Here is a 13940-nt window from a genome sequence, read left to right on the forward strand (position 1 = left end):
TGATTGATTATAGTACAATTTCTGCATCTCCATCCCAGCCCTTTTTCACTTCGACAGGTTGAGCAATAATCAGCATTTTTTCTGCTTGGGTTAGGGTTGAAATATCGCCTGTATCCCAAATCCCATTTTCGTTTCTATCTGCAATTACTTTTAATGAATATGAACCGGATTGTAAATTGGATAAGGTCAAAATACTATCTTCCGGTTTCAAATAGCGGTAGTATTTTTCGTTGTTATAAGTGATTTCAATAATGAGTGCCATATTATTGAATTCCATACTTTCACGTTTGAACTTCAATTCATAGTGGCTCAGCTCCTTTTGCTCGGCTATTTCTTTCTTAAAAGGAGCAATTTTGGAACTCCAAATTGAGTCTTGGTATCGAATAGCACTGTCATGCAATGTAATTTCATATTTTTTACCTTCTTCAAATTGAAACCATACAAAAATTTCATGAGGGTTCCACGTTACCCTCGGTTGGATAGAAACAGAGTCATATTTGAGCCAAATCTTGGAGCTATCAATGGCTTGTATGAAGTGATTTGAAGTGATTTTAAACATTGAATCGTATCGAACACCAATATCGTTTGGAGTAGTGAACAAACGTAAAGGCATGGGTTTAGACAACATTCTAATAGTATCACTCAAAAACAATCTTTCTCCCTTTATATTTTGCACTTCAATCTGAAGCGAGTCTTTATGATGCACAAAAACCAATAGTGTATCTCTATTATTCAATGCTAATAATGGTTCACCGGATTTTGTTTTGACAACAATTTCCGGACTAAATACTTGGTCCTGCCAGAGCAAAGCAATTTGTCCTGAATTTTCAGCGCTTATACTCTTAAAAACCCTTTTCGCAGGTGTATAATATGGAAATGAAAGAAAGACATTCTTTTGAGATGATGTAAATGAATTGAGTGTTGTGTCTGCCTTTTCAACCTGAAGAGGATATTTGACAACTATTTGAGTATCGGCAAATCCAACATACTCGCCATTGTCTGCACTTTTATTTGAATTCTTATCTTCCAAAAAATAGAGAAAATACTGCGAAGGTTTCAAACCCTGAAAATGAAAGTCTCCTTGTGAATTTGTCTTGGTTTGATAGAGTGCTTTAACCGAAAAAAAAGTAGAATCTGTAATGGGCAGGTTTGACAAATAAACATAAGCGGCTTTGAGCGGTTCTGCCTTATCTGTCTTCATAATTTTACCCGAATACTCGGCTGAATCTATCTCTGTTCCGGTTGAGAATGTTAGCGTAAAATTCTCATATACATTTCCTTCATTAATATCCTTGATACTTCCTCCAAAATTAAACGTATATGTAGTGTTAGGTATCAACGTATCTGTCCATGAAATAATGGCAGTTTTACCTGAGATTTTTGAAATAGGCTTGTATTTGAGTGGAGGAGAAACAATCAATTCATTGTTTAAATTGTCAATACTTACATATTCATCAAAAGTGAGTTTGATATATGATTTATGATAAGAAGTCTGGTTTTTTTTCGGTTCGGCTTTGGTAACTTTGGGTGGCTTCGTATCCTTTGGACCCCCAGTGGGTGCAAGCATATTGGCACAACCCCATAGTACCATTAAAAAGAATAAAGAAAGAATATTGACCTGCTTCATTATCAGCGTCCAAAATAAACCAATAAAACCGAAATATCTGCCGGTGAAACTCCGCTTATTCTGCTTGCTTGCCCCAATGTCTCAGGTCTTATTTTGCTCAGTTTCTGACGTGATTCGGAACTTAGAGACACAATTTTGCCATAGTCAAAATCGGGATTTAATTTCACATTTTCTAAGCGCTTTATCTTGTCTGCAGTTTCTTTTTCTTTTGCAATATAGGAGGCGTATTTAATGCTGATTTCAGTTTGAGTGATATCATCTTCGGGCATAGAACTTATAACCTTGTTCAGAGATTCTACTTGTTTTAAATCCTGCATGCTTACTTGAGGTCTTAACAAGATTTTAGAGGCTTTAATTTTCTGTTCTACAAGAGGGGTGCCTAATTTTTCTAAAACAGGGTTTATGTCATCAGGTGTAAAGTTTTGACTGTCAAGCTCATGTGTTAGTTCTCCAATATTTTTTAGTTTTTGTTCTAATCTATTTTCACGCGATTCTTCAGCCAATCCAATCTTTCTTCCTAAGGGTGTCAGACGGATGTCGGCATTGTCTTGTCTAAGCAAGATACGATATTCAGCCCTTGATGTAAACATTCGATACGGTTCTTCGGTTCCTTTGTTTATTAAATCATCAATCAGTACACCAATGTAAGCCTCTGATCTATCCAGAATAAGTGGATCATTTTCTTTCAACTTTTGATGTGCATTGATACCCGCCATTAATCCTTGGCAAGCTGCTTCTTCATATCCGGTCGTTCCGTTAATTTGACCTGCAAAATACAGATTATCAATTAGTTTGGTTTCCAAACTCAACTTCAATTGTGTAGGTGGAAAATAATCATATTCGATTGCATAACCGGGTCTAAACATTTTGACATTTTCAAATCCTTTAATTTGTTGTAATGCTCTTTGTTGAATAGCTTCCGGCAAAGAAGATGAAAAACCATTTACATAAACCTCTATTGTATTCCAGCCTTCAGGCTCAACAAATATTTGATGTCTGTTTCGCTCAGCAAATCTATTGATTTTATCTTCAATAGATGGGCAGTAACGAGGACCTATTCCATGAATATCACCGGCAAACATTGGGCTATCAGCAAACCCTTCACGCAAAATTTCATGCACTGTCTCATTGGTATAGGTAATAAAACAACTTTTTTGGTGGGTGAGCGGTTTGGTTACATCAGAAAAAGAAAACTTGCCGGGATTTTCATCTCCTTTCTGTTCTTCCATCACGGCATAATTAATTGTGCGCCCATCCAAACGCGGAGGAGTACCTGTCTTCATTCTCCCTGATTCAAAACCAAAGTTTTCAAGACTAGCTGTGATTCCGGTCGAAGCTTTTTCTCCCATTCTACCTCCACCATAACTCTTTCGCCCTATATGAATTTTCCCATTCAAAAAAGTTCCACTGGTTACTATAACAGACTTTGTATGAATGGTTTGCCCCATCTGAGTTTTTACACCTATAACTTTGTTATTTTCAACAAGGATTTCGGTAACTGAATCTTGGAAGAAATCTACATTGGGATTGTGTTCTAATGCCAACCTCCACTCTTCGCTAAATCGCATTCTATCACTTTGTGCGCGAGGGCTCCACATGGCAGCACCTTTGGAACGGTTTAGCATTCTGAATTGTATCATGGTATTGTCCGTAATAATTCCGGACATTCCTCCGAGTGCATCAATCTCACGTACAATCTGACCTTTTGCCACTCCACCCATTGCCGGGTTGCAACTCATTTTAGCTATTACCTCCATATTCATCGTAATGAGCAGAACTTTTGAACCAAGTTTGCCCGCTGCATGAGCGGCTTCACTGCCGGCATGTCCCGCTCCAACTACAATTATATCATATTTTTCAAAAATCATTTTTATTTCTGTTTCACGTGAAACTAATACTTCAGAGCGTATTTCATTACATAGAAGTTTTCTTCTCTTTTCATCTCTCTTTTTTCTTTTTCAGTATAATCATTAAAACCGCACAAGTGTAAACATCCATGAAAAATTACTCTTAATAACTCTTTATGATAGGTAACATTATACTTTTTGGCATTACTTGCAACCATGTCTGCACTGATAAACAATTCTGCTTCAATTGGTTCATTTTCTTCTGAATAGGTAAAAGTAATAATATCAGTATAAAAATCATGCTTCAAAAAATTCTGATTGATTTCTAATAATGCATCATCTGTTAATAAGGTAACAGTAATGCTCGCAAAATCTTTTTTATGGTCAATCATAATTGCTTCAATTCCTTTTTTGTAAACTTCTCTTACCGAATTAGGAAATTCTAAATTATACGTATTGTTTAGTTCTATCATATTAATCTATCAAATAAAAAGTTCCTTTAAATTCTACGGCTTCGCCTAATTCTCCTTTTATTTTGGCATAATAAACGTAGGTACCCGACTGACAAATATTGCCTGCACGGTCTTTGCCATCCCAGCCTAGACTAACATTGTAGGTTTCAAATATTTTTTCTCCCCATCGGTTATAAACCTGCAAAATAGAAGCATTATCTTTTTCAATAATTCCTATTCCTATGGGTTTAAAAAATGTATTAATCCCTCTGGGTGCAAATGCATTTGGAAAATAAACAACAAGCTCTCTGATAAAACATGAAGAATTGGAAAATGCTGTATCTTGTCTATTAAATTGGTTAAGCTTATCTTCTATTGCAGAAACAACATAACAAAGTTTATAAGCATATTCCTGATGCTGATAAACATCAAAAGATGTAGTTTGGTTTGGGTTTAATACGTCCGTCAAGTTCCACGTGAAACGAGGGTGAATTTCTAAACCAAACTCCTTGTGCACTTGGTATTGGCCAACTCCTGAAGCAAAAGTGTTATAATTGTTCCAGTTAAGTTCGGATTCTATGTCCGATGCTGTAACTTTTAATAAAATCGAATTAGAAACAGGGCTTGAATCTTGCGGGATTACATAGTTGCATTGATCTCGATGGGTAATTTGATAGTAATATATATTGGAATCAACATTCACAGCATTGTCAATAACTGAAACATTTCCCGGAAAATCTTTTGCATCATATATTTTGAATACCGAATATTGGTTTCCATCTGAGGATTTAAGCAGATTAATGGTGCCTTGTTTCAAATTGCTCATAAAATCAATTTGAATGGTTTTATCTTCTCTTACCGTGGTTGTGAAAATATTGTTTGTGGCTCCAACAGGCGTTGGTGTTTCAAAGCAAAGTCGGTTTGAAGTGCTGGAAATTCCTGAATCTCCAATCATCTGAGTAACAATACAATACCTTCTTCCGGGGTCTAAATTTTCAATCTTAAATGAATCTATATTGCTATCAAGTGTCGTGGCTATGGAATAGTTTGAAAAAGAATCCGAACTTACTTTGACAAAATAATTTTTTATGTTTACTCCCTGATAATGAGTCCAATATAAATTAATTTTCCTACCACACGTATCCAAATTTCCATTTAAATAAATGGTTTTCATTCCATTAGATATGGGTGAAGCATTTCCACAACTGTCATAAGTAGCCAAAGCATATTGTTCAGACTTTTGATTTGGTTTGCCATAGAATGAGTCCTGAAAATAGAGTCCGGTTGTGTCTGCAAGCAAAATATTGGTAACTCCCATATAATATACATAGAATCCTTTGCTGTCCTTAGCGGGATGAGGTTTCCAACCAATGATTGTTTTTTGGGTTTTTAAGTCCACGCTGACAGAATCCAACTCCCATTCAACGGGTTGTTCAGTATCAACTTTTATTGTGTCTGAAACAAGTGTGTCTGTTCCGTTGCACGTATACCGAGTTACAATAAAAAACTCCCATTCTTTGTTATTTTTAAGTTTTAGTGTTGCGGTAGATTGATTCAAAAGACTTTCAGTTGCAATCAGTTCATAAGGCGAAGAAGCTTCGTCTCTACCGTATATTTGATAAGAAACAAAGGAGTTACATGCGTCCGGAGTGGTTATCCATTTGAGTGTAGCACTTGAGTCAGCTTTGTTTAAGCAAACACTTGTAATATGAACCGGTTTGTCTATCCCATCAATACGAGTACAAACTGATACAAGCAAGAGAAAGAGGATTGTACAATTTCTTATGGATTGGGACCTGACCACGTATAGATTAACGATTTTGAATCTAAATAATTTTGTGCTGCTTGGCGAATATTTTCGGGTTTAAGCTCATTAATTTGTTTTCCAAACAAATTATACCATTCGAGTGTTTGTTTTGTTTCTAATAGCGCTATTTGCCTTTCTGAATAGGTTAAGAACTCGTCAAACATGCTTTGAAGATTTCCCAAATAGTAGTTTTTGGCATTTTCAAACTCTGTTTTATCTATTGGGGTATTGCAAAGTTTTTCAAACTCTTTGAAAATCTCTTCTTTGACAGCTTTGGCTTTGTCAATATTGATATCGCCTGATATTTCAATATAAGCATTGTTTTCAAAATTGATAATTGAGCTCGAAATACCATAAGTCCAACCCTTGTCTTCGCGTATATTTTTCATCAACCTGGAGCCGAAATATCCTCCTAAAATCAAGTTTAAAAATGCAATGTTAACATAGTTTTCAGCAGTTCGTGGTATTACTTCAAGCCTTGCTCTAAAGCTGGTTTGATTTGTATTAGGAAGTTCGAAAAACTCTTGTGCTTGGTTAGGCATTTGTTTTGTAAAAACAATTTTTTCAACTGCAAAATTTGTATTGTCAGACAATTTATCACCTAAGTCTGTTTGAAGAATCGAAACTTTACTTTTCAATTCCGGTGAGGAGGTCAAAATCACAAATAATTCGGAGAAATTCTTTTTAAATTCACTCAAAACCATTTCACGTGTAATACGGCTGTAATCTTCTTCTGTTGAGGTTTTTCCCAAAATTGAATTTTCTCCATACCACAATTTATTCATCAAAACCGTACTTTGATGTGTGGTTTTTTGTTTTTGAATGCGTAGATTTTGAATTTTCTGCTTCTTCAAAATTTCAAGTTCTTCTTCAGGAAAATTGGAGTGGTTTACAGCTTCTGTAATCAGATGCAGAATTGAATCAAAATATCTTTCAAGCCCATAAACAGACATTACGGTTTTGAAATAATTGGTTGTTACAGAGGTATAAGCACCAAAGAAATCAAGTTGTTCATTAAGTTCTTGAGCCGAAAAATTTGCAGTACCCGACATCAACAAATCTCCACAAAAAATATTAGTTGCACGTTGAGTGCTGTTTCCTATGCCGGCATTTGGAAAAACTATATCCAATCTAAAAACAGAAGTATCTGCCTTGAAAAATCCAAAAATCCCTTTTGAGAGCTTTTCCGGATTGCTTAACAAGGGAAGAGTCAAAGGATAAATGGGCGGCTGTGATTGTCTTAAATTTGAGTTGTTCATCTTCTTTCTTTGCTAAGGTAATAAAGGGTAACGCTTCTTTCTTTGGTCAAAAATTGTTTAGCAAATTCAACCACATCATTTACGCTCACTGCACGGGTTAGTTCGGGTTCGGTGTTTATGAGTTCTATTTCTCCTTGATTTTTTGCAACACACAATGCCGTAGCTACATTTAACATTTGGGTCAAACCAAATTGATAGACTGTTTCTGATTTGTTTTTTACTTTTTCAAGTTCATTTTTACTTAGGTTTCCTTCCTGTTTAATGATTTCAATTTGCTCCCATATTGCTTCTGAAGCCTGTTCTGGTCTTATGCCCTGACTGATTCTGCCCTGAATCACAAATGTACCTTCATCTGATTCTCCTGAAATATAGGCTGAAATGGTGCTGAAAAGCTGTTGTTTTCGCACCAGATTGTCAAATAGACGCGAGGATTCTGCTCTACCCAATACATCTGAAAGCAAATCCGAAGCATAATATCTTTTATCCATTCGTGCTACTGACTTAAAAACAATGGCTACCATATCCTGAGGAACTTCTTCATAAACCGTTTCTACGACCGCTTTTGTTTGTTCCAACTCTTTGGGGTAGTAATTAGGGTTGGCTGCACCCGCTGGAATAGGTGCAAACCATTTATGACAAAGATCTTTGGTTTTTTCAAGGCTCACATTGCCTGCTACACAAAGAATTGCATTGGTAGGATTATAATATTTTGCGAAAAAACTACGAATATCATCCAATGTGGTTTTCTCTATATCTTCTACTGATTTACCAATTGTTGCCCAATTATAAGGATGAGTTTTATAAACCAAAGGTCTTATTTTAAGCCAAAGATCCCCATAAGGCTGATTCAAATATCGTTGCCTGAACTCTTGCACTACAACACCCTTTTGCACATCCAATGCTTCTTGCTTAAAAGACAAAGACAACATTCTATCCGATTCTAACCAAAAAGCGGTTTCTATATTTTCAGCCGGCAGGGTTTGATAATAGTTGGTGATATCAGTGTTGGTAAAAGCATTGTTGTTTCCACCCGCTTTTTGCAAATGAGTATCAAAATCTTCGATATTGACAGAACCGCTGAACATCAGATGTTCAAACAAATGAGCCAAACCCGTGTGTGTTGGGTTTTCATCTCTTGAACCCACATTATACAATACATTCAAAACCGCAAGAGGGGTGTTTGGATTGTGGTAATGAATCACGCGTAAACCATTGTCCAAAACAAACTCCGAATACTTTATCATGGGCTGCAAAGGTACATAATAGCATGCATAAGTATAAGTTACTTTTAGCAAGTTGCCGGCAGAATTCGTGGAGTTATTGTATGCCTATTCACAAAATCCGCTGTTCTATTTCAATATAAATACTACTCCCGATAATCTCAGTAAAACTTATATCTCTAAATACGTTTTGTGCTATCAATGTATCCATCAAAATCACATTTTGTTCTTTGTATTTACCTACCTCAAAAACAACACCCACTCTATTGGGGTTTATCAAATCTATCTTCGAATTCTGAATATCCAGATTCTTTCCTCTATTTAATAAATATCTAACTTTATTCGCTTGAAAGATATCTGTAATTATAATCAATAACAATGAAGCAGCATGCTGACTTAAAATCACTTGAATGAATGTAGAATTTGGTTTAGTATTGTAGAAATATGTACACAGCCAAGATCATCAAATACAAAGGCACAAAACGCATTGCAGTTACTTTTGAAAAAAATCAAGAACTGATAAACCGTTTCAAAAAATTAGACGGTGCAAAATGGAGTGCTACTTTAAAAACGTGGCATTTGCCCGACACGGCAGAATATCGCCAAAAATTCAAAATACCTGCCGAAAAACAATTATCTGCCGAAGCACTGCAACAGATAGAAAAGTTTGTGCAATGGCTACGAAGTAAGCGATACAGCGAAAGCACCATAAAAACCTATACCGAAGCCATTCGGATTTTTCTGCAATTCTTTTCTGAAAAGGCTTTGAGTGAAATCGGGAATGAAGATATTATCACATTCAACAACGACTATATTTTGAAGAACAAACTTTCTGCGTCCTATCAAAATCAAATGGTAAATGCCGTGAAATTGTTTTTTCAAACTGTTCAAACCCGTAAACTCAATATCGAGCAAATACACCGACCCAAAAAGCCGAAAACATTACCCAATGTATTGAGCAAAGAAGAAATAAAAGCCATTTTGGAAGCACACGGAAACATCAAACACCGCACAATGTTGAGCTTGATATACGCTTGTGGTTTGAGAAGAAGCGAACTATTAAACTTAAAATTTACAGCTATTGACAGCAAAAGATGCATATTGCTCATCAAACAAGCAAAAGGGAAAAAAGACCGTATAGCACCAATTTCGGAAAAGATAATTGAGCTATTACGACAATATTACAAAGCCTATAAACCTCAAACGTGGCTTTTTGAAGGACAAACCAAAGGTGAACAATACAGTGAAAAAAGCTTAGAAAACGTATTGAAACAAGCACTTCAAAAAGCCAACATTAAAAAACCCGTAAGTTTACATTGGTTACGGCACAGCTATGCCACACACCTTTTGGAAAATGGAACAGATTTGCGTTTTATTCAAGAACTTTTGGGACACAACAGCAGCAAAACAACGGAAATATATACTCACGTAAGCACTAAAAGTCTAAAAAACATAAAAAGTCCGTTTGATGATTTGTAAAATCAAAAAAATATGTATATTTGACCCGAAATAAATCCTCACGTTTATGGCGCAAAGCCAACTAATTTTGGTTGGATTGGCGACATTTTGTGAGGGGTATAAATGAGTTAGCACCAATAAGTAAAGACGACACAGCAATGAACAAACTAATCACAACATTGACTATTTTCTGCTTCGGAACAGTTTTGACCTTTGGACAAACGGCAGACCCCAAAGCCATTTACAAACAAGCATTCAGCGAACAGCTACAAATGCTCAAAGGACAGAAACCAATTGACTTTAAACGAGCGGTATTTTTGACCGAGAACGCTTACCACAAAGGACAATTGAACTATCAAACCTTTTGCCATGGAATAACAGTAACCGGACAACAATTGAAAGAACTCATCAAACAACGTGGACTTCAAAACTATAAGACCGCAGGTAATTGGGCGGTTTTCAGCTATATGACAGACAGCCTACCAATCAACAATTTTAAGCCTTGCACTTATGACTTTGACGATTTTATGGGTGACAAAGACTGGACTAAAATGTTTGTAACCAAACTAATAAAAACAAGAAGTGGCAACTGCCACTCCTTGCCTTATTACTACAAAATACTTTGCGAAGAAATAGGAGGAAAAGCAAGTTTAGCACTTGCACCAAACCACGTTTATATAAAACACATTGACGAAAAAGGTCAATGGTCAAACGTAGAACTTACAAATGGAGGTTTTCCGAGAGACCAATGGATTATTAAGCAAATGGCAATTTCGGTAGAAGCTATAAAAAGCGGAATTTATATGAACCCACTTTCTCAAAAAGAAAGCATTGCAATGACAATGTTTGATTTAGCAAGTGCTTATGAGTTTCAATTTGGTAATGATGATTTTGTTTTACAAGCAGCCAACACAGCATTAGAATATTTTCCAAATTGCATTCCTTTAATAATGATGAAAGCAAATTGCATTCGAGATAAAATAGAAGCAGAAAAGAAAAAGGCAAACCCTAACAAAGAACAAATTAATAGCAACATTGCTCTTTACAAAAAGACAGTTGGAACAATAGACAGTTTAGGGCATAAAGATATGCCAACAGAACTGTATCAAGAGTGGGTAAAATCGGTTGACAATGAGAAGGCAAAAAGAAATCAAACAACTAAAAAATAATTATATTTACACTAAATTTCATAACAAAATGAAAACAAAAATTCTTTTAATCTTATTAGCAATTAGCAGCTTCGCTGCTAATGCTCAGAACGATAATCCTTATGCGATTTTCGGACATAAAACAACAGTAAATTATGTCGACAATGATTTATTTACATTAGAAAATCCTGATAGCACATCTTTGACAAAGAAAATAGTTTACAATGCTGAGGAGAGAAAACTATATCTGTATGGCGATGACAATATTTTACTTCATTCATATAGTGTTTTACCTACTAATCAATTTATTTGGTTATCAACAGACCCAGCCGCTAGAAAGTACCCTTCAATGTCTCCTTACTCGGCTTTTGGTGGAAATCCCATTTTAATAACTGACCCCAATGGAGATACATTAAGAATTAGCAATGATGCTTCTTCAGCTTCCCTTTCTGACTTACAATCGCTGATACCGAAGGACTATCAAAGTATGATAAAGGTCGTTAATAGCAATATGATAGTTTTTCAAGGATATGAAAACTTACCAGAGAATATAAAAAAATATGAAGGTGTTTCTTTGCTAAATAATATGATAAACTCTCAAAAAAACTATCAATATACAGCAGGGAACACAATAATCGGTTTTGACCCTGTAACTAATTCGACTGGTCAAATTGTTTATGACCCTACAGGGACAGATGCTAACAATGCAAATGGAGCTATTCAAAACTTTTCTAAAACACCTTATTGGCCTGATAACCCAAATGCTCAATATCAACCTGGTGATGGATTTGATGGTTCTGTCAGAATTCCTCAAGGTAATTTCACTGTTGAAAATGTCTTTACAAATACAGCAGTTTCAGTAGATAGACCTACAGTCGTATTCCATGAGTTGAAAGAAAATTTTTTAAGAACAGAGACAAATCAAACCCAACAAAGTGGATACTCTTATGCTCCTAATGGAGGTATGTATTATTCCAATAATTCATCTTCTTTAACAGGAGGAGCACATCAAGCAGCAGGTAATGTAGGTAAAACAAATTCCAAACAACTTGGCATTTCAACTAATGGGGCCTCTGGTACAGGACAAAATTGGCAATTCACCCCGACAAAATGAGAAATATAATTTTTATATTGTTATTGGGAGTTGTAAATAGTTCAATTGCTCAATCGTTTAAGTTCTCAAATAAGAATTTGGAAATAATAGTCAACTCTCATTTCCAAAATGATACTGTTTTACTATCTACAATAGAATTAAAAAATATTTCAAGTTCTTTAATTTATTTGCCCAAAGGCGGTTATTCTGAATTGATTTTTTTTCCAAATAACAATGAAGTTTTACTCGACTTAACAAATTCAAAAATTGGTAAAGGAAACCCTCATTATTACCAATCCATAGTTAATCTTGACTTGTTAGAGCCTAATAAATCTATTGTCATTACTATTCCTTACAAAAGGAGTAAAGACAATTCTATAAGAGTGAATTTTGTCTATGAATACCTCGTTGCGACAAAATCAATAAAAGATAACTGTTTAAAGGCAAATGACTTTATTAAAAGGACAGAGAAGTTAAACATAAATTATAGCCTTTGTTTTGATTAGTGGAAATCTTACTGGTGCTAACAGCACCTTGCCAAAAGCGGGGGTGACGTGGAAGCCGAAAGTTTAGTGCATTTAATTAACTTTACCACCAGCCGACAGTTTGTCGCTCCGAACCCCCGCCTTCGGCAAGCCGCAAAACGTTAGGCACAATTTTAATACAACGAAAATGAAAATTGAAGTTATTTTTTTAGTACTCATCACTTTTATATCCTCGTGCTCAAGTGACAAACACAATGAAGCAAGCGAAAAAGGGTTGAATAAAAATCGAAAAAATATTACAACTACATGTAACAAATTGCTACCTAAACCGACAGATGACTTTTTAAAAACAAATTCTGAGTCAGATAATATTGAAATTGAATATTTTGAGAAATACTTTGGAATATCTTCAGAAAAAGTAATTTCTAAATCGTTTGAAGATAATATACCTTGTCAATGGAAGCAAAAATTTGCTGAAGGTATTGTTTATGAATATGATGATTGCGGTGAAACAGGTGCAGACGTTCAAATTACGTTGCCAGGTTATTGTAAAGATGAATTAATCAAATTTATTGAATGGTTCCATCATTCGGAAGAAAATGAATGGAATAAAGATAAAACACATTATAGCCCAAAAGAAGCAAATCCAGGTTGTTATATGACTATTAAGAAAAATCAAAAAGGTAATTTAATGATAGACTACTATTGTGGGTGTTAAAAAACTGTGCCTAACAGCGGTAACCGTTGCACAACCACCTCATTAAGCAAACCAGTATCAAAAACACCTAAAAAACGGCTTTATTAGAAGCGATTTAAGCAAGGTTTAGTTGAGGAGCGGAGAAAAATAGCTGTGTTTTTGAGTGGCGCTAAAAAGACTTATTTCAATTTGGAGCAGCGTGTTTTGAATAAACCCGAATATTCCTTGCGGAACTGCTAATTCTTGGGCATTGCTCCGGACTTTTTTAGGCACAAATTTCAATAGTTTTTTCAGGTTGTAGGCTAAAGCTGCCATCAATACATGTTTATTGGCTGCTTTCATGCCCCGTGCATATACTTTTTTCATGCCCATAAAGTTGATGAGTGTGCCTAAAACGGGTTCTACCGTGCTACTTCTGCGTTTGGTGAGAAAACGGGTAGTTTTGGTTCTGTTCAGCTTTTGTATGCATCTTGTCGTAGAGCGGTTTATGAATGCTGTCATCGATTTTCTTGAACTTATTTACCTTGCCACAACAAGCTTCCCGCAGCTGAGACATTTCCACAACTACTTTCGCTGCTGCGATATACTTTTTGATATCCTTTGCTATCAGTTTTAATGCCTTTGAAGGTGAGTATGGCTTGTTGCCGCCTGTTTTAATACATTCATATTGGTTCTGTTCTTTGTTGTAAATAAATCCTTCTCGTTCTGCTTTGTACTGACCAAAGTTTGGGATGCAGGTATTGATATTGTTTTCTTCTAAATACTGCAATGCTTCACCACTGCTGTAACCGGCATCAGCCAAAAACTTCATCTAACTGCAAATGATTTTGTTCAAAGTTCTCTATGG

At 35.5% G+C, this 13940-nt stretch carries 14 protein-coding genes; 5 read left to right on the plus strand and 9 right to left on the minus strand.

The features are described 5' to 3' along the window. Positions 1-7 precede the first annotated feature (7 nt). From M9892_08980 to M9892_09010, 7 genes are all read right to left on the minus strand, one after another. Complete coding sequence (locus M9892_08980) at positions 8-1627, minus strand: Ig-like domain-containing protein (GenBank protein MCO5254482.1); 1620 nt, start codon at positions 1625-1627, stop codon at positions 8-10. 2 nt (positions 1628-1629) lie between these two features. Next, positions 1630-3495: a tRNA uridine-5-carboxymethylaminomethyl(34) synthesis enzyme MnmG gene (mnmG, locus tag M9892_08985; GenBank protein ID MCO5254483.1), complete on the minus strand. Its 1866-nt coding sequence runs from the start codon at positions 3493-3495 to the stop codon at positions 1630-1632. 23 nt (positions 3496-3518) lie between these two features. Continuing rightward, positions 3519-3947 carry an rRNA maturation RNase YbeY gene (gene ybeY, locus M9892_08990; protein MCO5254484.1) on the minus strand — a complete coding sequence of 143 codons (429 nt, stop codon included), beginning with the start codon at positions 3945-3947 and terminating at the stop codon, positions 3519-3521. 1 nt (position 3948) lies between these two features. Continuing rightward, positions 3949-5685 carry a gliding motility-associated C-terminal domain-containing protein gene (locus M9892_08995; protein MCO5254485.1) on the minus strand — a complete coding sequence of 579 codons (1737 nt, stop codon included), beginning with the start codon at positions 5683-5685 and terminating at the stop codon, positions 3949-3951. 23 nt (positions 5686-5708) lie between these two features. After that, positions 5709-6992, minus strand: coding sequence for an insulinase family protein (locus tag M9892_09000; GenBank protein ID MCO5254486.1), 1284 nt, complete (start codon positions 6990-6992; stop codon positions 5709-5711). After that, positions 6989-8236 (minus strand): insulinase family protein, encoded by a 1248-nt coding sequence (locus tag M9892_09005; GenBank protein MCO5254487.1) that lies wholly within the window; start codon positions 8234-8236, stop codon positions 6989-6991. Before M9892_09005 ends, M9892_09000 begins: the two co-directional genes overlap by 4 nt. A gap of 88 nt (positions 8237-8324) precedes the next feature. After that, entirely contained in the window at positions 8325-8618 is a 294-nt protein-coding gene (locus tag M9892_09010) for a hypothetical protein (GenBank protein MCO5254488.1), read from the minus strand. A gap of 38 nt (positions 8619-8656) precedes the next feature. On the opposite strand from M9892_09010, the gene M9892_09015 reads away from it, so the two are divergent. The 5 genes from M9892_09015 (at position 8657) to M9892_09035 (ending at position 13114) form a co-directional block, all read left to right on the plus strand. Beyond that, positions 8657-9691 carry a site-specific integrase gene (locus tag M9892_09015; GenBank protein MCO5254489.1) on the plus strand — a complete coding sequence of 345 codons (1035 nt, stop codon included), beginning with the start codon at positions 8657-8659 and terminating at the stop codon, positions 9689-9691. A 137-nt stretch (positions 9692-9828) separates the two neighbouring features. Then, positions 9829-10839, plus strand: a complete 1011-nt coding sequence (locus M9892_09020) for a hypothetical protein (protein ID MCO5254490.1) — start codon at positions 9829-9831, stop codon at positions 10837-10839. Beyond that, a complete protein-coding gene (locus M9892_09025) occupies positions 10802-11932 on the plus strand; it encodes a hypothetical protein (GenBank protein ID MCO5254491.1) in 1131 nt (376 codons plus the stop codon). The genes M9892_09020 and M9892_09025 overlap by 38 nt, the downstream gene beginning before the upstream one ends. Further along, complete coding sequence (locus tag M9892_09030) at positions 11929-12417, plus strand: hypothetical protein (protein ID MCO5254492.1); 489 nt, start codon at positions 11929-11931, stop codon at positions 12415-12417. Before M9892_09025 ends, M9892_09030 begins: the two co-directional genes overlap by 4 nt. Before the next feature lie 166 nt (positions 12418-12583). After that, positions 12584-13114: a hypothetical protein gene (locus M9892_09035; GenBank protein MCO5254493.1), complete on the plus strand. Its 531-nt coding sequence runs from the start codon at positions 12584-12586 to the stop codon at positions 13112-13114. A 105-nt stretch (positions 13115-13219) separates the two neighbouring features. Here the strand turns inward: M9892_09035 and M9892_09040 are convergent, their stop codons facing one another. Together M9892_09040 and M9892_09045 are read right to left on the minus strand one after the other, a co-directional pair. After that, positions 13220-13594 (minus strand): transposase, encoded by a 375-nt coding sequence (locus tag M9892_09040; GenBank protein ID MCO5254494.1) that lies wholly within the window; start codon positions 13592-13594, stop codon positions 13220-13222. Next, positions 13503-13904 carry a hypothetical protein gene (locus M9892_09045; GenBank protein ID MCO5254495.1) on the minus strand — a complete coding sequence of 134 codons (402 nt, stop codon included), beginning with the start codon at positions 13902-13904 and terminating at the stop codon, positions 13503-13505. The genes M9892_09040 and M9892_09045 overlap by 92 nt, the downstream gene beginning before the upstream one ends. Between the last annotated feature and the right edge of the window lie 36 nt (positions 13905-13940).

This window comes from Bacteroidota bacterium, from assembly GCA_023957335.1.
Lineage (GTDB): Bacteria > Bacteroidota > Bacteroidia > NS11-12g > UBA955 > JALOAG01.

Coding starts and splice junctions, on each gene's coding strand:
- M9892_08980 (MCO5254482.1), bottom strand. CDS start 1,627: ATGAAGCAGGTCAATATTCTTTCTTTATTCTTTTTAATGGTACTATGG.
- mnmG (MCO5254483.1), bottom strand. CDS start 3,495: ATGATTTTTGAAAAATATGATATAATTGTAGTTGGAGCGGGACATGCC.
- ybeY (MCO5254484.1), bottom strand. CDS start 3,947: ATGATAGAACTAAACAATACGTATAATTTAGAATTTCCTAATTCGGTA.
- M9892_09000 (MCO5254486.1), bottom strand. CDS start 6,992: ATGAACAACTCAAATTTAAGACAATCACAGCCGCCCATTTATCCTTTG.
- M9892_09005 (MCO5254487.1), bottom strand. CDS start 8,236: ATGATAAAGTATTCGGAGTTTGTTTTGGACAATGGTTTACGCGTGATT.
- M9892_09015 (MCO5254489.1), top strand. CDS start 8,657: ATGTACACAGCCAAGATCATCAAATACAAAGGCACAAAACGCATTGCA.
- M9892_09020 (MCO5254490.1), top strand. CDS start 9,829: ATGAACAAACTAATCACAACATTGACTATTTTCTGCTTCGGAACAGTT.
- M9892_09025 (MCO5254491.1), top strand. CDS start 10,802: ATGAGAAGGCAAAAAGAAATCAAACAACTAAAAAATAATTATATTTAC.
- M9892_09030 (MCO5254492.1), top strand. CDS start 11,929: ATGAGAAATATAATTTTTATATTGTTATTGGGAGTTGTAAATAGTTCA.
- M9892_09035 (MCO5254493.1), top strand. CDS start 12,584: ATGAAAATTGAAGTTATTTTTTTAGTACTCATCACTTTTATATCCTCG.
- M9892_09040 (MCO5254494.1), bottom strand. CDS start 13,594: ATGACAGCATTCATAAACCGCTCTACGACAAGATGCATACAAAAGCTG.
- M9892_09045 (MCO5254495.1), bottom strand. CDS start 13,904: ATGAAGTTTTTGGCTGATGCCGGTTACAGCAGTGGTGAAGCATTGCAG.